The organism is Sulfitobacter sp. (genome assembly GCF_036961165.1).
Lineage (GTDB): Bacteria > Pseudomonadota > Alphaproteobacteria > Rhodobacterales > Rhodobacteraceae > Sulfitobacter.
Genome location: NZ_JBALVJ010000008.1, coordinates 1 through 23,240, shown reverse-complemented (window position 1 = coordinate 23,240; position 23,240 = coordinate 1). Strand labels below are relative to the sequence as shown.

The 23,240-nt window shown below is 59.5% G+C and carries 18 protein-coding genes and 2 pseudogenes; 14 read left to right on the top strand and 6 right to left on the bottom strand.

Annotated elements, in window-relative coordinates; genetic code table 11:
- Window positions 1-41 precede the first annotated feature (41 nt).
- Window positions 42-232: pseudogene (locus V7730_RS06130) on the top strand (integrase core domain-containing protein); the annotation flags it as partial.
- A 438-nt stretch (window positions 233-670) separates the two neighbouring features.
- On the opposite strand, the gene V7730_RS06125 reads toward V7730_RS06130, so the two are convergent.
- The gene (locus V7730_RS06125) at window positions 671-1,285 is read right to left on the bottom strand and encodes a TetR/AcrR family transcriptional regulator (RefSeq protein ID WP_335746714.1); all 615 of its coding nucleotides are present in this window, start codon (window positions 1,283-1,285) and stop codon (window positions 671-673) included.
- Window positions 1,286-1,381: 96 nt separating this feature from the next.
- On the opposite strand from V7730_RS06125, the gene V7730_RS06120 reads away from it, so the two are divergent.
- The 4 genes from V7730_RS06120 to V7730_RS06105 are packed head-to-tail and all read left to right on the top strand — an operon-like array spanning window position 1,382 to window position 5,424.
- Window positions 1,382-3,427, top strand: a complete 2,046-nt coding sequence (locus V7730_RS06120) for an NADH:flavin oxidoreductase (protein WP_335746713.1) — start codon at window positions 1,382-1,384, stop codon at window positions 3,425-3,427.
- Between the two features lies 1 nt (window position 3,428).
- Entirely contained in the window at window positions 3,429-4,466 is a 1,038-nt protein-coding gene (locus V7730_RS06115; RefSeq protein ID WP_335746712.1) for a trans-3-hydroxy-L-proline dehydratase, read from the top strand.
- A gap of 2 nt (window positions 4,467-4,468) precedes the next feature.
- Window positions 4,469-5,017, top strand: a complete 549-nt coding sequence (locus V7730_RS06110) for a hypothetical protein (RefSeq protein WP_335746711.1) — start codon at window positions 4,469-4,471, stop codon at window positions 5,015-5,017.
- On the top strand, window positions 5,014-5,424 hold the full coding sequence (locus V7730_RS06105; protein WP_335746710.1) for a hypothetical protein: 411 nt from the start codon (window positions 5,014-5,016) through the stop codon (window positions 5,422-5,424). The genes V7730_RS06110 and V7730_RS06105 overlap by 4 nt, the downstream gene beginning before the upstream one ends.
- Window positions 5,425-5,872: 448 nt before the next feature.
- Here V7730_RS06105 and V7730_RS06100 read toward each other — a convergent pair whose 3' ends face one another.
- Both V7730_RS06100 and V7730_RS22605 read right to left on the bottom strand, forming a co-directional pair.
- Window positions 5,873-6,886, bottom strand: coding sequence for an IS110 family transposase (locus V7730_RS06100; protein ID WP_335746793.1), 1,014 nt, complete (start codon window positions 6,884-6,886; stop codon window positions 5,873-5,875).
- Window positions 6,887-7,399: 513 nt separating this feature from the next.
- Window positions 7,400-7,819 (bottom strand): hydantoinase/oxoprolinase N-terminal domain-containing protein, encoded by a 420-nt coding sequence (locus tag V7730_RS22605; RefSeq protein WP_443070192.1) that lies wholly within the window; start codon window positions 7,817-7,819, stop codon window positions 7,400-7,402.
- Window positions 7,820-8,125: 306 nt separating this feature from the next.
- On the opposite strand from V7730_RS22605, the gene V7730_RS06095 reads away from it, so the two are divergent.
- Window positions 8,126-9,445: an ArgE/DapE family deacylase gene (locus V7730_RS06095; protein ID WP_335746709.1), complete on the top strand. Its 1,320-nt coding sequence runs from the start codon at window positions 8,126-8,128 to the stop codon at window positions 9,443-9,445.
- Here the strand turns inward: V7730_RS06095 and V7730_RS06090 are convergent.
- Both V7730_RS06090 and V7730_RS06085 read right to left on the bottom strand, forming a co-directional pair.
- The gene (locus V7730_RS06090; protein ID WP_335746708.1) at window positions 9,425-11,719 is read right to left on the bottom strand and encodes a penicillin acylase family protein; all 2,295 of its coding nucleotides are present in this window, start codon (window positions 11,717-11,719) and stop codon (window positions 9,425-9,427) included. The two genes, V7730_RS06095 and V7730_RS06090, sit on opposite strands and share 21 nt — an antisense overlap.
- Before the next feature lie 25 nt (window positions 11,720-11,744).
- A complete protein-coding gene (locus tag V7730_RS06085; protein ID WP_335746707.1) occupies window positions 11,745-12,557 on the bottom strand; it encodes an IclR family transcriptional regulator in 813 nt (270 codons plus the stop codon).
- A 152-nt stretch (window positions 12,558-12,709) separates the two neighbouring features.
- Here V7730_RS06085 and V7730_RS06080 point away from each other — a divergent pair, with 152 nt between their 5' ends.
- The 8 genes from V7730_RS06080 (at window position 12,710) to V7730_RS06045 (ending at window position 22,790) form a co-directional block, all read left to right on the top strand.
- Window positions 12,710-14,239 (top strand): M81 family metallopeptidase, encoded by a 1,530-nt coding sequence (locus tag V7730_RS06080; RefSeq protein WP_335746706.1) that lies wholly within the window; start codon window positions 12,710-12,712, stop codon window positions 14,237-14,239.
- A gap of 71 nt (window positions 14,240-14,310) precedes the next feature.
- Complete coding sequence (locus tag V7730_RS06075; protein ID WP_335746705.1) at window positions 14,311-15,933, top strand: ABC transporter substrate-binding protein; 1,623 nt, start codon at window positions 14,311-14,313, stop codon at window positions 15,931-15,933.
- Window positions 15,934-16,001: 68 nt separating this feature from the next.
- Window positions 16,002-16,946: an ABC transporter permease gene (locus V7730_RS06070; protein WP_335746704.1), complete on the top strand. Its 945-nt coding sequence runs from the start codon at window positions 16,002-16,004 to the stop codon at window positions 16,944-16,946.
- Window positions 16,943-17,836, top strand: coding sequence for an ABC transporter permease (locus tag V7730_RS06065; protein WP_335746703.1), 894 nt, complete (start codon window positions 16,943-16,945; stop codon window positions 17,834-17,836). Before V7730_RS06070 ends, V7730_RS06065 begins: the two co-directional genes overlap by 4 nt.
- Entirely contained in the window at window positions 17,833-19,461 is a 1,629-nt protein-coding gene (locus V7730_RS06060) for an ABC transporter ATP-binding protein (protein ID WP_335746702.1), read from the top strand. The genes V7730_RS06065 and V7730_RS06060 overlap by 4 nt, the downstream gene beginning before the upstream one ends.
- A 16-nt stretch (window positions 19,462-19,477) precedes the next feature.
- Entirely contained in the window at window positions 19,478-20,638 is a 1,161-nt protein-coding gene (locus V7730_RS06055; protein ID WP_335746701.1) for a M20 aminoacylase family protein, read from the top strand.
- Window positions 20,635-21,771, top strand: coding sequence for a M20/M25/M40 family metallo-hydrolase (locus V7730_RS06050; RefSeq protein WP_335746700.1), 1,137 nt, complete (start codon window positions 20,635-20,637; stop codon window positions 21,769-21,771). Before V7730_RS06055 ends, V7730_RS06050 begins: the two co-directional genes overlap by 4 nt.
- Window positions 21,768-22,790 carry an alpha/beta fold hydrolase gene (locus V7730_RS06045; protein ID WP_335746699.1) on the top strand — a complete coding sequence of 341 codons (1,023 nt, stop codon included), beginning with the start codon at window positions 21,768-21,770 and terminating at the stop codon, window positions 22,788-22,790. Before V7730_RS06050 ends, V7730_RS06045 begins: the two co-directional genes overlap by 4 nt.
- A 177-nt stretch (window positions 22,791-22,967) precedes the next feature.
- Here V7730_RS06045 and V7730_RS06040 read toward each other — a convergent pair.
- Window positions 22,968-23,240 (bottom strand): annotated as a pseudogene (locus tag V7730_RS06040) (hypothetical protein); the annotation flags it as partial.

Here is a 23,240-nt window from a genome sequence, read left to right as displayed (position 1 = left end):
TCACTCGGCGTCCACCGCGTGGATCAGATGAGCCAGCGCAGCCAGACAACGGCCCAAAGCTCATTGCTGAGGCCGTCAGAGGCTGGATTATAGCCGTGGGGGCGAACACTGCTAAATAGAGCCTGGATCACCCTGCGAGAACGAATACTGCGAAAGGTTTAACGGGAGAATGCGGGATGTATTACTGAACGGTGAAATCGTCCATTCGCTCCGCGAGGCCCAAATCATCATTTAAAGATGAAGGAACCATTAAAACACTAAACGACCTGTATGGAAGCGCGTAATGTTGCGCTTCACTTTGCAGATATCAATGACTTAGACGATTTACTGAGCACATAAGATTGCGCCAGTTGAGCGGATAACTTTGCGCGCCACATTGCAAAGCTCGATGTCTCCTGCGATCCGGCAGCTTGCGGCCCAAAGCTGCCCTTGGTCGAGTGTTCTGGCACCGCGGTGCGGCTTCCCCGAAGCGGACGTTAGTGGTTAGCGCAGCATTCGGTGGGCCCAATAACAGCACGCAGAACAAAGCGACGGCTTCCTAACGTCTTTTGAATGTCGGCTTTGGAAAAGACTGCAATTTCATTGAACTAACGATCAACCGTTAAACCCGATAGATACTAATCGTCTCTGGCTCGTTAAGAGTGGAGTTTCGGTTGCGTCGAAGGCTGGTTCAGCGATGGCGGTTCAGGAAGGCGTCTTTCTCGGCCTGTGTCGGCGCCTCACCGGCAAAAATCTCTGCATAATGACAGCCGGCAATTGCGCGTTGCAGGCGAGGCTCGGATACATGCATTGAGTAGTATCCTGTTTGGGTCAGGATCGCTGTCAAAGCGCAGTAATGGGCTGCGTCACCTGTTCTGCCGAAACGTTCAAAGACTGCGGTCACTGCCTTCAAGCGAGCGTTATCGGACTGTTGAACAAGTGACTGGAGTTTGGAATCACTGCGCGCCCAATTTCGGATCGCAAGATCCAGGGGCGCATCAAAGAGATCGTTGTCGATCCAGCAATCGATCAGGTTAAGAAGCGCTGCGCAAAGGCTTTGGGCCGGGGCCGCGCAACGCTCTATTACAATCCCAGTATTGCGTGTCTGCCAAATCTCGATGATGGCGTCATGAAGATCCGACAGGTCTTTGAAATGCCAATAAAAGCCTGTGCGGGTCAGATTCAGTTTTTTGGCCAACGGCATGACTTTGACTGCCTCGATCCCTTCCGAAACGAAGAGATAATAGGCGGCGTCAAGCCAGAGCTCTCGGGTCGCGCGCGTTCTGTTCTGCAATGCTTTGCTCATGCTGCCATTCTAAATGACTTGACAGGTGTGTCAATCGGAGGAAAAGTAAACATGACATATGTGTCAGGAAAGTTTTGCTTCGATAAGGATCGCCTCATGTCTACTGACCCGTTGCTACAACCCTACCAGCTGAAACACCTGACTTTGAAAAACCGGATCATGACGACCAGTCACGAGCCGGCCTATCCGCAAGACGGCATGCCCAAAGAACGTTATGCCGCTTATCACGCCGAACGCGCCAAAGCAGGCGTTGCCCTAGCGATGACGGCGGGGTCGGCTGCTGTCAGCCGCGACAGCCCACCGGTGTTCAACAACATTCTTGCCTACAAGGACGAGGTGGTTCCGTGGATCCAGAACCTGACGGACGCGGTGCACGAACATGGCTGTGCGGTGATGATCCAGTTGACCCATCTGGGACGTCGCACCAATTGGAACAAGGGCGATTGGCTGCCCCCGGTATCGTCCTCCAAACACCGCGAACCGGCGCACCATGCCTTTCCCAAGCTGATTGAGGATTGGGATATTGATCGTATCATCAATGATTTTGCCGACGCGGCCGAGCGGATGCAGTCGGGCGGCATGGACGGGATCGAACTTCAGGTCTACGGCCACTTGCTGGACCAGTTCTGGTCGCCGCTGACCAATGATCTGACGGGCCCCTATGGTGGCGATACGCTTGAGAACCGCATGCGGTTTCCGCTCGATGTCGTCGGGGCCATTCGCAAGCGCGTTGGCAGCGAGTTCATTGTGGGCCTGCGCTACACGGCGGACGAGGCGCAAAAGGGCGGTATCACCCATGATGAAGGGCTGGAGATTTCCAAACGCATTGCCGCCACCGGGCAGATTGATTTTTTGAATGTCATCAAGGGGCGCATTCACACCGACCCCGCCATGACCGACGTGATCCCGATTCAAGGAATGAAATCTGCCCCACACCTCGATTTTGCAGGTGAAGTGCGCAAGGCGACGGGTATGCCAACGTTCCACGCCGCCCGCATCCCTGATGTGGCGACAGCGCGCCATGCGGTGCAGGCTGGTCTGCTCGATATGGTCGGGATGACCCGCGCCCATATGGCAGACCCGCATATCGTGCGCAAAATCATCGAAGGCCGCGAGGAGGATATTCGGCCCTGCGTCGGGGCGACCTACTGTCTTGATCGCATTTACCAGGCGGGGGATGCGCTTTGTATCCACAACGCTGCCACCGGGCGCGAATTGACGATGCCGCATGATATCGTGAAAGCGGCCACGCCGCGGAAGGTTGTGATCATCGGCGCGGGTCCAGCAGGGTTGGAGGCAGCACGGGTTGCCGCAGAGCGCGGCCATGACGTGACAGTCTTCGAGGCAGCCGCCGAACCGGGAGGGCAAGTGCGGCTCACCGCGAGGTCCCCTCGCCGCCGCGAGATGATTGGGATCATTGAATGGCGCATGGCGCAATGTGCCGCGCGGGATGTAGTGTTCAATTTTAATACGTGGTCCGAAGCAGATGATGTCACTGCCCTCAACCCCGACGTGGTGATCGTCGCAACAGGCGGGCTGCCAAATCTGGAACTGTTTGAACAAAAAAGCGAGCAACCGCATGTCGTCTCGTCGTGGGATATCATTTCAGGCGACGTGAAGCCTGCGGGCAAGGTGCTGATCTATGACGAAAGCGGTGATCACCCCGCCTTGCAAGCAGCCGAGATTGCGGCAAATGCCGGAGCATCCGTCGAGATCATGACGCCGGACCGGACGTTTTCTCCGGATGTGATGGCGATGAATTTGGTGCCGTATATGCGCTCGCTTCAGGATAAGGATGTGACCTTTACCGTCACGCGCCGCCTGATGGGTGTCGTGCGCAGCGGCAACAAGCTGACCGCGACGATTGGCACAGATTATAGTGATCATACCTATGAAGTTGAGGTGGATCAGGTAGTCGTAAACTACGGGACATTGCCGCTGGACGAGCTCTATTTCGACCTGAAACCACTCGCGTCAAATGGTGGTGAGGTCGATTATGACGCGCTGACTGCAGGTAATCCGCAAACAGTCCAGCGCAACGAGAACGGCGCGTTCCAACTGTTTCGCATTGGTGACGCCGTATCAGCGCGCAACACTCATGCGGCCATCTATGACGCCTTGCGTCTGGTAAAGGATATCTGAGATGCGCAGCAGCAAAACCATTCATGTCGTGTCTTGTCATGCCGAAGGCGAAGTTGGCGATGTCATCGTCGGCGGCGTCGCCCCGCCACCAGGTAAGACACTTTGGGAGAAGCGGACGTGGATTGCCAAGGATCAGACCCTGCGCAATTTCATGCTGAACGAACCGCGCGGTGGGGTATTTCGCCACGTGAACCTGCTGGTGCCGCCAATCCATCCAGAAGCCCAGATGGGCTGGATCATCATGGAACCTGAAGACACGCCCCCCATGTCCGGCTCGAACTCGATCTGCGTATCGACCGTGCTGCTCGACAGTGGGATCATTCCGATGTCCGAGCCCGTGACGGAGATGGTGCTGGAGGCTCCCGGTGGTTTGGTCCGCGTGCGCGCCGAATGCCGCAATGGCAAGGCGGAACGGATCACCGTGCGCAATTTGCCGTCCTTTGCTGGCGAAATGGGCGTGCCTTTGGACGTGCCGGGGCTCGGTCCATTCACCGTCGACACGGCCTTTGGTGGCGACAGCTTTGTCGTGGTCGATGCGGCATCTCTTGGGTTTGAACTCGTGGCCTCGGAGGCCAAGACACTGGCAGATTTAGGGGTTGCGATCACCAATGCGGCCAACGCGCAATTGACCTTTAGCCACCCGACCAATCCAGATTGGAAACACTTTTCATTCTGCCTTTTTGCGGGGCCAATCACCCGCGAAGGCAACCATCTGACATCATCCGCAGCTGTCGCTATTCAACCGGGAAAGATTGACCGATCGCCAACGGGCACGGCGGCTTCCGCGCGCATGGCGCTGCTGCATGCACGGGGCGAGATGCAGGTGGGCGAGACCTTTACGGCCCGATCCATCATCAATTCTGAATTCCACGGACGGATTGCGGAAACAACGACAGTGGGTGAGACCCCAGCGATCATCCCGGAAATCACCGGCCGCGCATGGATCACCGGAACGCATCAACACATGCTTGACCCAGATGACCCTTGGCCAGAGGGCTACCGTCTGAGTGATACTTGGCCCGAAATGAAGGGACGCTGAGAATGGCAGATATGAACATTCCCTATCTGTCGCAGGACGACTTGATCGGATTGGGGCTCAGTACAGCCCAGATTATTGACAGCATCGAGCGCGCCATTCTTGGCAGCGTCAACGGCACGGTCTGGGCGGCACCCAAGGCCGTTATCACGCCTCCCAATGATCCACGCTATATGATGGCAGCACTTGCGGCGATGGATCATCCGCCGCTGCTGGCCGTCAAGACGGTTGTCCTGAACCCCGAGAACACTGCGAATTGCCTGCCGCAGATCAATGGCCTTGTGACCATTCTCGACAGCGTCACCGGCATTCCGGTAGCGGTGTTGGATGGCAATTGGATCACCGAGGTGCGCACCGCAGGCCTGAGCGCGGTGGCCGCTAAATACATGGCAAATCCGCAAGCAAGGACCATCGGTTTTGTGGGCTGCGGGGCCCAAGCACGCAGCCATCTTGACGCCTTCGCCGAAGTATTCAATCTGGAACATATGGTCTACTTCGGGCGCGGTCAGGCCAATCCGAGCGCCTTGCTGTGCATGCCAAGGCGCTCGGATTGACCGCGACGGCTTGTTCATCGGGCCAAGACGTGGCGCAAACTAGCGACCTGCTGGTGACTACCGTGACCCACACTGGAGGTGCCGCCCCGTTTCTTGATGCCTCTGGCATGAAGCCGGGGGCATTTGCTGCAATCGTCGATCTTGCAGCGCCGTGGAAGCGGGACAGTTTCGGTGCACTCGACTGTGTGGTTATTGACGACTTTGTCCAAGAGGCCGCGCTGCCAAACAAGCTTTGCGATTCAGCGTTTATTCACGGTGACCTGACTGGCTTGGTGACAGGTCAGCTACAGGGGCGCACAAATCCAAACGATCGCACCGCATTCGTCTTTTGGGGACACGCGTTAGGCGACCTGGCCTTGTCCGCCCTCGCAGTCGAAAAGCACCGAGAGGTTGAGAGTGCGTTTTAGACAAACATTTAACACGCGCTCACAATTCAAATCGATTTCATTCGTGATCTTGAGGAAGCCATCATTCGCCAGACTGCAGAAAACCGTCTTTGTGGGCTCGCTGATGACTTTAGGCGAGCTGCAACATTCTTGTGTTTCCATCCCTCGATGAATGGCCGCTTTTGAGAACGTGCACCAAGGGTACTCGAAAGCGCAGCGAAGGTCCTGTGTGGATGGCTCCTGCATAGCAAGACATTTTTGATCAGATTTGTGCATTTGTCAGAAGCAGTCATGTGTCCGGCCTGTTTGCGCGGTTTTGACCGCTGGCCCTGATGGGTTCCGCAGACCAAGTCCCTTACAGCTTAGCGGGCTGTGTCACCCGGGGTCTTCGACGGGGTGTCTTGGTTTTGGCGACAGACTTATGCACCATCATCTCGCGGGTCTTGCTAACTCGGTGTTCATTTTCCTCTCAGGCTGTATGAGGTGTGTATGGTTCGTTGCGAGTCAGAACGGCCCAGACGATCCGTGCTGTCTTGTTGGCCATGGCGACGGTTGCGACGCGCGCCGGTTTGCGTTCCAGAAGTGATGTCAGCCATTTGCTTGCACGCTCCGGATGCGACTTGGTCTGTCGGACGAGCGATGTCATCCCAACGACGAGCAATGATCGTAAATATTGATCGCCCATTTTTGTAATACGTCCGAGCTTCTCTTTGCCGCCGCTGGATTTTTTCGCAGGCGTCAGACCCAGCCAGGCAGCAAACTCACGGCCATTGCCGAACTGATGACCATCCCCAATGCTGGCAATGATGGCCGAGGCGGTCACAGCGCCAACGCCTGGAATAGTGCGCAACAAACGGACCCGCGCATCTTCCTTGGCGACCAACTTCAGCCGGTCTTCATACCAGCGCACCCGTCTGTGCAGTGCCATGAGATGCTCGCACAAATTGTGGATCACCTCATTGGCAATCTCAGGCAGGTCCAGCACCTCACCGGCAAGAATATCCTCCGCAAATCCGATGACTCGGGCGAGCCCCCTTGCAATGTAGACGCCAAACTCTGCGACCATGCCACGCAAGCCGTTGATCAGCTGCGTGCGCTGGCGGACAAGCAGATCTCGGGCGCGATGTAGCGACAGCAGAGCCTGTTGCTCAACCGTCTTGATCGCGACAAAGCGCATGGTGGGTCGTGTCACCGCTTCACAAATGGCCTGGGCATCAATGGCGTCGGACTTCCCGCGTTTGACGTATGGTTTGACATACATTGGAGGGATCAACCGAACTTCATGGCCCAACTCCGTCAGTTCACGAGCCCAATGATGCGCGCTGCTACAGGCCTCCATGCCAATCAGACAGGGTTCAAGTTTGGAGAAGAACGGCAACAACTGTGCCCGTCTCAAAGGTCGATTGAAGGCGACCTCGTCGTCTTGTGTAATGCCGTGAACCTGGAAAACGTTCTTTGCCAGATCAAGGCTGATTGTGGTAATTGCATGGGGTGACTCCTCTCAAAAGCAGATATCGACACCTGCAGTATGGCGCATTGCGACGCCGGTTGGAGCAGGAGCCATCCACCCCATCAGCAATCCGCCCTTGGTGTATGATGACGCTCACGGCCCATTGCTGCCATTGGAGGCTTGCGCGGCGAAGGACCGCTCTGAGCCCACAGCAGAAGTGTCAAAACCTTGCTGCGTGAGCTCGCAGCGTGGAAAATGCTGCGAGCGCGTAAGATCTGGTGCCGCCACGCAGCGGGAAGACCGGCCATTCGTGCAAACCGCAGCAAAGATTAGAGGTCGAATTCACAGTCTGCGGACTAACCGGCCTTTTGCTGTCGCAGCGGAGGCACCCGCAGAAAACCCTTGCAAGCGCGGCGTCAGATATTCGGCGGCGCAGCAAACTTCCCCAGACCGGTCGTTCGGCCAGTGCAAAATCCGCAGGAATCAAACCGACCTTTCGCTGCGCTTGGTTGCAACAACCGAGACGCGGGACAAAACAGACCTTATTCACTTGCAACAGAACGACCGCTTTTCCGCACCGCATACATCGGGATCTGAAGTAGGTGAGGGGAGTGTATCCGCTGCACTCGACCGCAGAAGATTGACCGCCCAGAGCACGGCAATGCTATGCAGGAGCCTTAATCTGGGCGCGGGTGCCTGTCGCAACTGCGATGACGACAAGAACGTGGATGCGGACTGCGCACCAAAGCGATGGCGACACGGGACCCGCAGCGTGCGGTCGGGTCCTCGCAGTGCATAGATATCGCGACGCGTGTGGCGGCCGGTCTTCAGCATGTCCTCGAACCCTTTGGTGGCGATCAATGCGCCGCAGGGCAGATCGCGCATCAGTACGGAGTTGGTGGCTATGGTTGTGCCATGCAGGATCCGTGCGACGTTGCCCCTCCCAAAAAAAACCAAAACGTTCACCTGCAAGGGCGATGGGATTGGTCATCCGCCGCGGGATCGTAGGGTGTGGTGGTAGATTTGAGACTGCGAGAAGTACCGATATCGGCGTGGCGCAGTTCCAGGTAGGTAAAGGTGCCCCGATATCGTCGGGCGATTGCAATGCGGAATGCCATAAGCAGGTGCTTTTGTTTGGGGATTGTTGGCGTTGACTGCGCAGATTGGACTGGTCAATACATTCCTAACTTTGCGCCGCTTTCAATAACGCGGCGATTGACGCGGGCTGTGCCAGTACGGATGCTGACGTCAGAACAGCGAATGGAGCTCCTCATGCCGTCAGATATGCCGTTACCCGACCCCCTTAGCCCCGAGACCACCGCCGCGATCACCCGCGCGGTGGACGAGGGATTTGCAGAGCAGACCGATTTCCTCGCCCGCTTTGTCGCGATACCGAGCGAGCGGTTTCAGGAGGCAGCGGCGCAGGATTTCATGGCCGCTGCTTTGCGTGCGCGGGGCTACGCCGTCGACGATTGGACAATCGACCTCAAGGATCTGGAACCGCTACCCGGATTTGGCCCGATCAGTGGGGATTTCAGCCGCGCGCGCAGTGTGGTGGGCAGCCACCGGCCTGCCTTGGTGAAAGGCCAGTCTCTGATTTTGCAAGGGCATCTGGATGTGGTGCCGCCCGGACCGGCGGAAATGTGGACGCATCCGCCCTATGACCCGGTCATCGCCGATGGATGGATGTACGGGCGTGGTGCGGGCGATATGAAAGCGGGTACGGTAGCGGCGCTGTTTGCGTTGGATGCCCTCCGAGCGGCTGGGTATGCGCCTGCCGCAACAGTGCATTTCCAGTCGGTGATCGAGGAGGAGAGCACCGGCCTGGGTGCGCTGTCGGTGTTGCAGCGTGGCTACCGTGCGGACGCAGCCGTGCTTCCGGAGCCTACGGATTTCACCGTCAACCGCGCACAGGTCGGCGCGCTGTGGTTCCGCCTGCGGGTGCGCGGCAAGCCGGTTCACGTGTCCGTTGCGGGCGACGGGTCCAACGCAATTATGGCGGGGTATGACATGATCCGCGCTTTGCAGGGGCTGGAGGTGGTGTGGAACGCGCGCGCAGTTGCCGATCCGGTCTATGGCGACGTGCCGCATCCGCTGAACTTCAACGCAGGGAAGATCAAGGGCGGTGATTGGGCATCGAGCGTGCCTGCGTGGTGCGATATTGATTGCCGTATGGGTGTGTTGCCAGGGCATGATCTGGCGCATGCGAAACGCGAGATCGAGGGCTGCGTCGCGGCCGCCGCACGCGACCACCCGTTTCTGTCCAACAGCCCGCCAGACGTAGTGTGGAACGGGTTTCAGGCCGAAGGCTATGTGCTGGGCGAGGATGCGGACCCCGCTCTGGCCGTCATGCAGGACGCCTACGGCAGCGTATTCGACGGCGCGGTGCTGGAGGAAACCAAAATGACGGCGCTGACGGACACGCGCTTTTACGGGCTCTATTACGACATTCCGGCATTCTGCATCGGGCCAAGGGCTGAGAACATCCATGGCTTTGATGAGCGGGTCGCGTTGGCGTCGGTGCGTGATCTGACCAAAGTTCTGGCGCTGTTCATCGCAGGCTGGTGCGGTCTAATCCCCTTGCGGGATTAAGTCGATTAGTGTGCAGGTCGCCTCTTCCACTGCCTGCATGGAGTAGAGCATTGGGACGTATTCCCCCGCTGCCCAGAGCGCGGTCAGGTCGTCGTAATGGGCATCGTCCGGCAGGCCGGACTGGCCCGGTGCGTTGATCCACACGCTGTTGTCCCAATCGCCCACATCCACGACCATGCGCACGGAGGCGCCGTTGCGGACGTGAAAATCGCTGACATCGAAGTGCCCCATCATCACTGTTGTGCTGCTACCGCCGGTGGCGACGGGGCCTACATCATACGTTCCCCCCAGCGGTGAGAGTGCGTGGTCAAAATACCCTTTGTGCAAGTCGCCCCATCGCCAGCTGTCAGGAGTGTCACTGACGCGGCTGCGCAGGTCTTCCCATGCGGCTGTTAGTGTGTCGGTGAGCAGTGAATCGCAGTTGTCGGGCATAAGACGCGGGATATCGCCGCGCAGCACGCGCACCACGTTGGGGATATTGCCCGGCGCCAGATAGGCGCGCAGGCCCGCATCGGGCGCAATGTGCGCCAGCAGTGCAGGGCGCAGGTACAGCGACAGCCAGACCTCGAACAGCAGCGCGGCTGCGGAATCGGCGCGGGCATGTCCGTCCCAGTCGCACAGCAATGCCGTTGCGTCCGAGCCTTCGGGCAAAAGCGCCACCAGATCGAGAGCATACTGCGAATAGGTATCGGTTTGCAGCGCGCAGTTCGCCGCAACATCCCGCGCGCCGCCCTGCGCGATGACCTGTGCAATCCGGTCCGCGCGTCCGTCCTCGAACCATTCATAGCCTACGGGATGCGCGTCATGGTCCCAATCGTCGGGCAGGTTCATCTCGTTGGCGGAATGCACGTATCCATGCAGCGGGTTCAGGACGCATGGCAGATCGGCGGCGGTCATATAGCCGGTCCATTCATATTGCCCGTCACCCGCTACGGGCATCAGCCCCCGCCAGCCCGTGCGCTTCGGCACGTATGCCGCGGCCTGCCAGCAGATGTCACCCGCTGTATCGGCATAGACCATGTTGACCGAGGGCGCGCCCCATGTGTGCAGCGCCGCGCGGAAATCGGGTACCGTGGTTGTCCGCATCGCCTTGAGGCATGCCATGTAAGGCGCCGTTCCCGGATCGGTAAAGACGGTGCGAATTGCGACAGCCGTGCCGCCCTCGTTAAAAACCACAGGTCCGTGGCGAGTGAAGTCGAGCGACAGGGTCTGATCGGGGTGGCCTTTGACGGCAAAGCGCTCCTCGATGCGTTTGATCACTTCTGTTGTGTCGCCGTAGCGGTAGGCAGCGCCGTTCTGGGCAGTCTCATAGACCATGACATCTTCCTGATCGGCGCAAAAGATCGTTAAGCTGAATGCCGCCGTGCCGTTGTGACCTGCCATGATGCCCGGGGAAGATGGTTCGCCCGCGCCGATCAGGCTCATTCCCGGTGCATCCAGATGCACCATGTAGCGTAGCGAGGGCGCCGCGTGCAGGCGGTGCGGATCGCTGGCCATAATAGCGCGGCCCGTTGCCGTTAGGGTGGGGCCGATGGCCCAGTTGTTGGATCCCTCCATCGGCGGTGCTTTAGGCTGGACGGTCTTGCGTGCATCTGTGGTGGACCACCGGCCCGCCTCTGCCAGCGTTGCCGTCAGGCGCTCATGTTGGAAAGTGACGGGCGCGGTGGCGAGTTCGTAGACCGCAAGGGCATCGGGCGGCAGGGGCCGCGGGCTGGCTGTTGTCCATTCCTCATCCGGTACAGGCGGCGACAGCGGTACCCGCATCAGGTCCGTTTCCGCGTCTGCCAGCCTATGGACTTGCAGGCGCGCCAACTCGGATGCCGCATTGCGCGACAGACAATGGGTGCGGATGCGCACGACGTCTTCGGGGGACCAATGGGCGGGGGACGTTCCCAATTTCGCAAATTCAGGGGGCAAAGACCATACGCCCGCCGTCACTAGATCAATGCCTGCGTTGATACCATTTGAGAAGGCGGTGCAGATATCTTGGGCATCCTCGCCGTAAGCGGCCCATTCTGGCACCATGTCGCCACGATACAAGAACAGCCGCGCCGCACGGTCCTGCATCAGATAGCCTGGCCCGAAATCTGCGGCCAGCAGGCCCAACCCCCTTTTGCGCCACAGATCAATTTGCCACAGACGGTCGCGCGCGGCATTCAAACCCTGAAGGAAAAAGGCATCGTGATTATTCTCGGCGCGGATATGGGCCATGCCCCACCGATCGACCGAGATGCTGGCAGGGGCATGAAGACCGGAAATTGTGAGAGGGTTCATTGTAAAGGCTCCTGCTGGAAATAGATCAATACCTGCTCAGTGCGCGGGCGGCATGCTGGCCAAGGGGGGTGACGCGCGCGGCGAAGTCTTCCGGCGTCCATTCGGCGGTGGAGCCTGCAATGTGGATGGCGGCGCGCGGTGCGCCTTCGCTGTCGAGAATGGCAAAGCCCATAGCGATCTCGCCCAACAGGATCTGGTCGATGCCCAGCGAATAGCCGCGCGCGCGGGTCTGTTCGATTTGCTCCATCAGCGCATCGACATCCGTGATTGTGTGCGGCGTAAACGGGCGGCGGTCCGAACGCTCGATAAGGTCGCGCGCGCGGTCCTGCGGCATCCGAGCGAGCACCGCCCAACCACCCGAGGTGCAGAATGTCGGCACGCTGTGACCGACGAGGGAGGCATTGAACGTCTGACGCTTGGTCTGGAGCCGTATGGCATACACCAGCCGCAGGTCGTCGAACAAGGACAGGTCTATGCGCTCGCGCACCGAGCTGCGCAGTTCTTGCAGCACTGGCGTGGCTTGCCGGACCAGCGGGTTGATGCGCAAATAGTCGAGCGTGTGATCGAGAATGCGCATGCCGGGAACGAACCCGTGCCCGTCCGCGTCGCGCTCGATATAGCCGGTCGCACGCAGCGTGTGCACCATACGCTGGGCAGCACTGCGATCCAGTCCCGCCCGCGTGGCGATGTCCGATAGGGTCAATGGGCCGTCGGCGTGGTGAAAGGCCGCCAACACACCCATCGCCTTTTCCACCGACTGCACAAAAAGCGATCCGGCGCGGTCGGCGTCGGTTAGTGCACGTTTTCCCGGCTCTGCGCGGGTGGTGTTGCGGGGCATCGCAGCCCTCCCGATAGGTCGTTGTTGACTTCCAGTAAGCGGTGGCTCTACGCTTTCTATACGATGTAACTGTATTGCCTTGCAATACTTTGGTGCGGTGCAGGTGCGGGAGGCAAGCGATCCCCACAGGCGCCAAAGCAGGAGAGAATGAAATGTCAAAGCGCGTGGCGCTGGCCGGTTTTCTGCATGAAACAAACACCTTTGCGCCGAGCAAAGCACGGATGGCCGACTTTGTTCAGGGGGGCGGCTACATGCCGCTGGCGCGCGGTGATGCGGTCCTGTCCCAAGGGCGTGACATCAATCTTGGCATCGGCGGGGCCGTTCAGTTCGGCGAATCGGCGGGCTGGGATATGGTGCCGATCTTATGGGCGGGGGCAATTCCATCGGCGCATGTCTGTAAAACTGCCTATGAAAGCATCGCGGACGATATAATTTGGGGCATTCGTGCTGCGGGGCCGCTCGACGGTGTGTTTTTGGACCTACACGGCGCAATGGTCGCCGAACACCTCGACGACGGCGAGGGCGCGCTGCTGGCGCGGGTGCGCGACATTGTGGGGCCGGACGTGCCCATCGCTGCGGCGCTGGATTTACACGGCAACATCACGGCGCAAATGGTCGAAGCGGCGGATGTTTTGGTGGGGTTCCGTACCTATCCTCATGTGGACATGGCCGAGACAGGAAACCGCGCGGCGGTACAGCTGGACGAACTGATGGCGCGCGGCGCGCCGTTTGCGAAGGCCTTTCGCCGTCTTCCGTTTCTCGTGCCCATCGCGTGGCAAAGCACGCGCAGCGAGCCGGGCCGCGCGATCTACGATGTGACAGCCGCGCAAGAGGCCGGCGCTGTGGCCAGCGCGTCTTTCTTCTTTGGCTTTCCGGCGGCGGATTTTCCGGGCTGTGGGCCGACCGTCGTGTGCTATGGTTCAAACCAGCAAGACGCCGACCGTGCCGCCGCCACCATTGAGCGGGCGGTTCTGGAGGCGGAAAGCGCGCTGGCTGGAGAGAGTTTTACCCCTGACGCGGGCGTCATCGAGGCAATGCGCATCGCGCAAGGGGCCACCAAGCCCGTTGTTATCGCGGACACGCAGGACAATCCGGGCGCAGGGGGCGACAGTAATACCACCGGCATGCTGCGCGCGATGGTGGCGCAGGGCGCGTCGGGTGCCATCGGCAATATGGTCGATCCGGCGGCAGCGCGCGCGGCGCATAACGCGGGGCAGGGCGCGGTGATCGAGATCGCGTTGGGCGGGCAATCGGGTATCGTCGGTGATGCGCCTTATAAGGCGCGTTTTACCGTCGAGACGCTGACGGAAGGAAAATTCGTGTGCCCTGGCCCCTTCTATGGCGGTGCGCCACTGGATATGGGACCGTCCGCCTGCCTTAGGATTGACGACGTGCGCGTGGTTGTGACCACCACCAAAGCGCAGATGGCCGACCGTGAGATGTTCCGCAACGCGGGCGTCGTGCCTGAAGATCAGGCGATCTTGGTCGTAAAGAGCTCGGTCCATTTCCGTGCGGATTTCGACGAGATTGCGCTGGTGATCCTGACATGTGCTGCGCCCGGACCGATGCCGATCAGTCCGGCAAGCCTGCCATGGACAAATCTCGCCCCCGGTATCCGGATGGAGCCGATGGGCAAACCCTTCACACCACACAGCGAGAGGAGGGCCGAGACCACACATTGACGACCAAGCGCGCGACAAAAAGGGTGGATCACGCCCGGCGCATCATTTTCCAACACTCAGGGGAGTACCCGATGACTATTCCAACGACACTGAAAACGAAGCCCAAGGGCCTGACAGGCCTGCTGCGGGGCACGATGTTCGCAGCTACCGTCGCGGCCACCGCGCTGATCGCGGGCATGGCCGATGCGCAAACTTTGCGTGCGGTCAAACACTCGGATCTACGGGTTCTGGATCCGATCCTGACCACCGCCTACATGAGCCGCAACCACGGCTATATGATTTTTGACACGCTCTATGCTCTGGATGCTGATCTGGTACCTCAGCCGCAAATGGTAGACAGCCATAGTGTCTCCGATGATGGTTTGGTCCATACATTTACGCTGCGCGACGGGCTTGCCTTTCATGACGGTGCGCCGGTGACCGGCGAAGACGTTGCCGCCTCCATCGCCCGTTGGGGTGAGCGGGACGGCATGGGTCAGGTGCTGATGTCATTCGTGGACAGCATGGCACAGGGTGCGTCGCCGAACGAGTTTGTGATTAACCTCAAACAGCCTTATGGCCTTGTGATCGACAGTCTGGCCAAGCCCTCGTCGAACGTACCTTTCATCATGCCGAAACGGTTGGCGGATACGCCTTCGACCGAAGCAATCCCCGAACAGATTGGTTCCGGCCCGTTCACTTGGGTCGCAGATGAATACCAGCCCGGTGTTAGAGCGATCTATGCGAAAAACGAAAACTACGTTCCGCGCGATGAGCCGTCCAGCTGGGCCTCCGGCGGTAAGGTGGTTAATGTTGACCGCGTCGAATGGGTTGTGATGCCCGACGACCAGACGGCGATGAATGCCTTGCTGGCAGGCGAGATTGATTATTGGGAAAGCCCGCCATCCGATCTGTTGCCGATTTTGCAGGCGAACCCTGATCTGACAGTTAGAAACCAGAACGCGCTGGGGTTCCAGACGATCATGCGGCCCAACACGCTGAACGCACCGATGGATGACGTGCGTATCCGCAAAGCGGCGATTGCATCGGTGAACCAGAAAGACGTGCTTGATGCGCTGGTGGGTAACCCCGAACTTTATGCGCTGTGTGGTGCGATGTTTGTCTGTAACACGCCGCTTGCATCTGATGTGGGTTCTGAGACACTGACCACAGGCAATGGCATGGAAATGGCAAAGGCGCTTTTGGCCGAAGCCGGTTATGATGGCACTCCTATCGTGATCATGCACCCGACCGATGTGGGTACGCTGCGCACACAGCCTGTTGTTGTGGCCCAAGCCATGCGTGATGCGGGGTTTGTGGTCGATCTGCAGGCGATGGACTGGCAGACACTTGTCGGCAAACGCGCAAGTCAGGCGTCGATTGCTGACGGTGGCTGGCACATGTTTATGACCAACTGGGTGGGCGCGGATGTGTTCAACCCGCTGGTCAACAACATGGTCAACGGTAAGGGGCCCAATGGTGGCTGGTTCGGTTGGCCCGATGTGCCAAAGCTTGAAGAGCTGCGCACGGCTTATGCCACCTCACAGTCATTGGACGAGCAAAAGGCACTTGCCGAGGAAATCCAGAAGATTGCCTATGAGGAAGGGGTCTATGCACCGATTGGACAGTATTTTGTCCCATCCGCATGGTCCAACAGCCTTGAAGGCGTATTGGATGCACCGGCACCCCTGTTCTGGAACATTTCCAAGAACTGATCTGACATGTGGCCTCGCACAGGAATGTGCGGGGCCATACGCCTTTTCCCTTATCCGAGGTCACCCTGATGTTCGTGTATATACTCAAACGTGTCCTTGCCGCGATCCCCGTGATGGGTTTTGTTGCATTGTTCGTTTTTCTGCTGCTGCGCCTCACACCGGGGGATCCAGCGGCTATTATTGCGGGTGACACTGCCACTCCTGAACAACTCGAAGCGATCCGCACCTCGCTGGGTCTTAATGATCCGCTGGCGGTGCAGTTTTTCAATTGGGTTGGGCAGTTGCTGCGCGGTGATTTCGGCACCTCGATCCTCTCGGGCAAACCGGTGATCGAGTTGATTGCCGACCGGATGGAGCCAACGATCAGCCTCGCGCTGACCACGATCATTCTATCGGTCATCATCGCAGTGCCGCTCGGGGTGATTGCCGCATGGAAGCAGGGTACGATCATCGACCGCTTTGTAATGCTGCTTTCGGTGCTTGGGTTTTCCGTGCCGGTGTTTGTGATCGGCTATCTGATGATTTCGCTTTTCTCAATGCACCTCGGTTGGTTCCCGGTTCAGGGTTTTAGGCCCATTGGCGAGGGTGTGGGTGATTTCTTTCACCGCATCGCGCTCCCGACCTTCACGCTCACACTACTCTATATAGCGCTGATCGCGCGGATAACGCGCACCTCAATGCTGGAAATCCTTGGCGATGATTATGTGCGCACCGCGCGGGCCAAGGGATTGCCGGAGCATAAAGTGCTGATGCGCCATGCGCTGCGCAACTGTTCCGTGCCCATCATCACGGTCATCGGGATCGGCTTCGCGCTCATCATCTCGGGCGTGGTGGTGACGGAAAGCGTGTTTAACCTGCCTGGCCTCGGGCGCCTCACCGTCGATGCAGTGCTGAGCCGCGATTATCCGGTCATTCAGGCCGTGATCCTGCTCGCCTCGCTTATCTATGTCGTCATCAATTTATTGATCGACATCGCCTATGTCCTCCTCGACCCAAGGATCCGCTACGCATGACCGATCAAACATCCGCTGCCGCCCTCGTTCCTGTCCGCGTTACCCCTATAACGCGCGCGAGAGAGATCGTGTTTTCCAGCCCGCTCGTGACCATCGCCGCAGGGATACTGGTGTTCGTCGTGCTCTCGGCGCTGTTCGCGCCGTGGGTGGTGCCGCATGATCCGGTGCGTCTGTCGCCCTCCGTGCGGCTCAAACCGCCGAGCGATGAATTCTGGTTGGGGACCGATGCGTTCGGGCGCGACCTGTTCAGCCGGATTATCTATGGAGGACGGATTTCGCTGGTTGTAGGGGTCGCGGCAGCGATCTTTGCGGTGGCGCTGGGGTTGCTGTTCGGCCTGTTGGCGGGCTACATCCGCTGGATCGACGCGGTGCTGATGCGCGCGGTGGACGGGCTCATGGCGATCCCGTCGATCCTGCTGGCCATTGCCATCGTTTCGCTTTGGGGGGCGAGCATTTGGACCGTTTTGGTCGCGATCACCATCCCAGAGGTGCCGCGTGTCGTGCGCCTCGTCCGCTCCTTGGTACTCTCCGCGCGCGAGGAGCCCTATGTGGAGGCTGCCATCGCGGCGGGAACGCCCACATGGCTAATCATGCGCAGGCATCTGGTGCCCAACACGCTGGCGCCGTTGATCATTCAGGGCACATATATCTGTGCCAGCGCCATCCTGACCGAAGCGATCCTGTCGTTTCTCGGTGCGGGCATCAATCCCGAAACCCCCAGCTGGGGCAATATCATGGCCGAGGGGCGCATCTATTTCCAGATCAACCCCGGTATCGTGCTGTGGCCCGGATTAATCGTGTCGGTGGCGATCCTGTCGATCAACCTTTTGGGGGATGCGGTGCGTGATGCACTTGATCCGCGCATGGCAAAACGGGGGATTGACCGATGAGCGTTTTGGACATCAAAGACCTGCGCATCGCGCTGAACGGCGAGAAGGACAGTCAGGTCGTCAAAGGCCTCAACCTGACCATCGAGGCAGGCCAGACCATGTGTCTGGTGGGCGAGAGCGGATCGGGCAAGTCACTCACCGCCCTTGCCACGATGGGCTTGCTGCCGCCGGTGCTGCGCCCTATCTCAGGCTCTGTTAAACTCAAGGGTGAGGAACTGTTGGGCGCGAAGCAATCGCGCCTGCGCGATCTGCGTGGCACGTCGATGTCGATGATTTTCCAAGAGCCAATGACGGCGCTCAATCCGGTCGCTCGCGTCGGCCAGCAGATCGAGGAGGTGCTGGAATTCCATTCGGATATCTCCAAATCCGGGCGCGCTACCCGCGCGCGCGAAATGATGGAGGCTGTGCATTTACCCGACGTCGACAAGATGTATCGCAGCTTTCCACACCAGCTGTCGGGCGGGCAGCGCCAACGCATCATGATTGCTATGGCGCTGGTGATGAAGCCACAGTTGCTGATCGCGGATGAGCCGACGACCGCGCTGGACGTGACGACGCAGGCGCAGATCCTCAAGCTTATTCAGGAGCTGCGCGAAGAGCAGGGCACTGCCGTGCTGTTCATTACCCACGATATGGGCGTGGTGAGCGAGATCGCCGAGGACGTGACCGTGCTAAAGCTTGGCGAGGTGATGGAGACGCAGCCCGTCGATACCCTCCTGCGCCACCCGCAGACGGAGTATACCCGCGCGCTGCTGCGGTCCGTGCCCAGTCAGGTGCCGCGGATGGAGCGGGCTTCGACATCAGATAACATCGTGCTGGCCACAGACGATCTGTGCAAGACCTACGGCGGTGCTGGATTGTTCGCGCGCGGCCGCGAGGTGAAGGCGGCACAGGATGTGAGCATTTCACTCACCAAGGGCCGCACGCTGGGCATTGTTGGCGAAAGCGGCAGCGGCAAGACAACCGTGGCGCGCTGCATTTTGCGGTTGATCGATCCGACCTCGGGCGCGATCAAGGTGGGCGGGACCGACATCGCCACGCTCAGCCAGAAGGAGCTGAAACCGCACCGCAAGAATATCCAGATCGTGTTTCAGGACCCCATGCGGTCGCTGAACCCGCGGATCGAGGTGGGCCAATCCATCATCGAAGGGCCGCTCAATTTCGGCATACCGCGGGCAAAAGCCATGGAGCGCGCGCGCGAATTGCTGGAGTTGGTGGGCCTGCCCGCGAGTGCCGTCGACCGCTTCCCGCACCAGTTTTCAGGCGGGCAGCGGCAGCGTATCGCGATTGCGCGTGCGCTGGCGATGGACCCCGATGTGCTGGTCGCGGACGAGGCCGTCTCGGCCCTTGATGTATCCGTTCAGGCGCAGGTGCTCGATTTGCTGGCGGAGCTGCAGGAGCGGCTGGGCCTCGGCATCCTGTTCATCACCCACGATCTGGGTGTGGCCGCGCAGATCTGTGACGATGTGTTGGTGATGCAATACGGGCGCGTGGTCGAGTACGGGCCCGCGGGGCAAGTGTTGGGCGCGCCGCAGCAGGACTATACCAAGGCGTTGATCGCCGCCGCCCCCGGACGGCATTGGGATTTTGCGAACTTCCGCCCTTTTGCCGAGGCGGCTGAATAAGACGAAGGAGAACAACATGACCATTCTGCCCATTATCGACGCTGCGAAGGACGAGCTGACCGCGATTTTCAAAGACCTGCACCAGCACCCAGAGTTGGGTTTTACCGAGCACCGCACGTCAAGCGTCGTGGTGGAAAAGCTTAAAGAATACGGCGTGGACGAGGTGCATACCGGCATTGCGGGTACGGGGGTCGTGGGCATCATTAAAGGGCGCGATGGACCGCGCCGCATCGGGCTGCGCGCCGATATGGACGCGCTGCCGATAGACGAGCTGACGAATCTCGATTACGCCTCCAAAACTCCTGGCGTGATGCATGCCTGCGGCCATGACAGCCACACCACCATGCTCCTGGGTGCGGCCAAGCATCTGGCGGAAACGCGCGACTTCACGGGCACCGCCGTGCTGATCTTCCAACCCGCCGAGGAAGGTCTGGGCGGCGCGCGGGGCATGCTCAAGGACGGTTTGTTCGAGCGGTTCCCCTGCGATGAAATCTACGGCATGCACAATTATCCTAACGGGAAGCCGGGGACGGTGGGTATCTGCAAGGGCCCCGCGATGGCGGGGGCGTCCTTCTTTGACATCACGGTACAGGGCAAGGGCAGCCACGCCGCTATGCCGCACCAATCACGCGATCCGCTGGTCATCGCCTCCGACCTTGTGGGCAGTATCCAGACGATCCTGTCGCGTAACGTTGCACCCTTGGACACTTGCGTGCTGTCGGTGACGCAGATCCATTCTGGCTCTGCCTACAATGTGGTGCCGGATACTGCAACGCTTGCCGGCACGATCCGCTATTTCAAGCAAGAGGTCTGCGATTTGGCCGAGCAACGCATGCGCGAGCTGTGCGCGGGTTTCGCCACCGCTTACGGTGTGGATATCAGCGTGGATCACCGCAACATATTCGACGTGCTGATGAACGATTCCAAATTGTCGGACGCCTATCTGGAGGCGGCGGAAGATATTGTCGGAAAGGAGAACATTTCCGGCACCGACGAGCCAGCGACGGGGTCGGAAGATTTCGCCGACATGCTCAAGGTCGTACCGGGTGCCTATTGCCGGATCGGCCATTCAGGCACTACTGGTCTGCACAACCCCAGCTTTTTCCTCGACCCCGAGGTGCTGCCGGTGGGCGCTTCCGTCATGGCGCGTATCGTCGAGCGGAGGTTGTCTGCATGAACCCGTTGAAGCTGCCGTTTGACACAGACGAGATGATTACGGGTTTGCGCCCTTGGATCGAATGCGAAAGCCCCACGTGGGATGCGGATGCAGTCAACCGAATGATGGATATTGCCGCCTATGACATGGCCGCGATGGGGGCGAGCGTTGAGCGGATCCCCGGGCGTATGGGCTTTGGCGGGTCAGTGCGCGCGCGCATGCCCCACCCCGATCAGGGCAAGGTACCCGGTATCCTCATCGCCGGCCATATGGATACGGTGCATCCCATCGGCACGCTCGACGTGCTGCCGTTTAAACGCGACGGTGACATCTGCCATGGTCCTGGTCTGATGGACATGAAGGGCGGCAATTATATCTCGCTGGAAGCGATCCGCCAGCTTATCCGCACGGGACTGCAAACGCCGCTGCCGGTAACGGTATTGTTCACCCCCGACGAAGAGGTCGGCACGCCGTCGACCCGCGATCTGATCGAGGCGGAGGCTGCGCGCAGTGCCTACGTGCTGGTGCCCGAGCCGGGCCATGACGACGGCGGTGTAACAGTCGGACGCTACGCAATAGCGCGGTTCAATCTGGCGACCAAAGGCGCCCCCAGCCACGCGGGCGCTCGTCTCAAGGACGGCAAGAGCGCCATCGCCGCAATGGCGCGGCGCATTATCGAGATTGAGGATATGACCAGCGATGATTGCACCTTTTCGGTGGGTGTCATCCACGCGGGCCAGTGGGTCAACTGCGTGTCCTCCTCCTGTGCGGCGGAAGCGTTGAGCATGGCGAAGAAGCAGGAGGACCTTGATGATGGCGTGCAGCGCATGCTGGCCCTGCAAGGTACGAAAAACGGGGTGGAGTTCGTGGTAGAGCGCGGTGTGACCCGCCCGGTCTGGAACCCCGACACGCCCGGCACGGCCAAAATCTTCGAGGTGGCCAAGGACATCGCGAAAGAGCTTGGTTTCGTGATGAAAGGGCGAAGTCAGGGCGGCGGATCGGACGGAAACTTTACCGGTGCTATGGGCATCCCCACGCTCGACAGTCTGGGCGTGCGTGGTGCTGGTTTGCACACACTCAACGAGCATATTCAAGTGGATAGCCTGACGGAACGGGCGCGCCTGATGGCGGGCCTGCTGATGAGGCTGTCGTGAGCGGGCATCACAGGTTTGATTTGCGCGACTTCCGGTTGCAGTGCGGGGTTACGCTGCCTGATGCGCAGTTGACCTATCAGACGTACGGCACGCTGAACGCGGATAAATCCAACGCGGTGCTCTACCCTACGTCCTACGGCGCGCAGCACGCCGACACCGAATGGCTGATCGGATCGGGCAGGGTGCTCGACCCCGATCACTGGTTCATCGTGATCCCCAATATGTTCGGCAACGGGCTGTCGACCTCGCCATCGAATATAGCGGCGCCCTTTGGACCGGAGCGGTTTCCGTTGGTAACCCATTGGGACAATGTGCACGCACAGCGCGCGATGCTGGCCGATGTATTCGGTATCAAGAGGCTCGCGCTAATCTATGGGTGGTCGATGGGGGCGCAGCAAGCGCTGCACTGGGGCGCGCTTTTCCCCGGGGCTGTGGAACGGATTGTGGCGGTCTGTGGCTCTGCCCGCACATCCTCGCACAATGATGTGTTCCTGCAAGGGGTGCAGGCCACGCTCACCGGCGATCCGCATTGGACCGGCACTCATTTCACCGCCCCGCCCACGCGCGGCCTGCGCGCCATGGGCCGCGTCTATGCCGGCTGGGCGATGAGCCAGGCATTTTATCGCGAACGATTGTATGAGACGGTCGGCTACGGCTCGCTGGAGGATTTCCTTGTTCGTTCATGGGAGGCGAATTTCCTGCGTCGCGACGCGCATGATCTACTGGCGAGCCTTGCGACGTGGCGCGCCTCCGATATCTCTGACAACGATGTGTTTAACGGTGATCTGAAGGCCGCGCTGGGAGCGATCACGGCGCGGTCAATCGTAATGCCGTCGCGAACCGATCTCTACTTCACTCCAGAGGATAGCCAGATCGAGACGGCGATGATGCCCAATGCAGAATTGCGTGTGATCCCGTCAATCTGGGGGCACCGCGCTGGCAATCCCGCACAAAACCCCCAAGACGAGACGTTCTTGCGACAATCTGTCGACGACATCTTAAAGTTGCAGCCGAACTGATATTCTTTCTGTAGTGGACAACATGAACGTCGCGAGAATACGTGATGGAAAAAAGGTTCCGCTGAAGCAAGTGTATTGTTAATTCGAAATGGCAATCCGAGACTGTCTGTCGTCAGGGTTCTTGGCACCAATGGCAGCTTAAACTAAGAGAGAGTTCGGCTCATCTGGTTGGTTGGATTATGCGACGCGTTGTCTGTGATGCAAGCGTCGCGTTTCAAGCGTCTTTCGTTTGATCCTTTCTTGTTGCTGTCGAATGGCTTTGTCGCGTCCGAAGTAGACGTCGGCCGGTGTGACGTTGTTCAAGATCTCGTGGTAGCGCTGGTAGTTGTAGTGATCGACAAAGGCTTCGATCTGGGCTTCGAGATCACCCGGCAGGAAGTAGTTTTCCAGCAAGATGGACCTGTCGCGGTTTGATGCCGCTCCTTTGATAGCATTTACGGCAACAAAGGA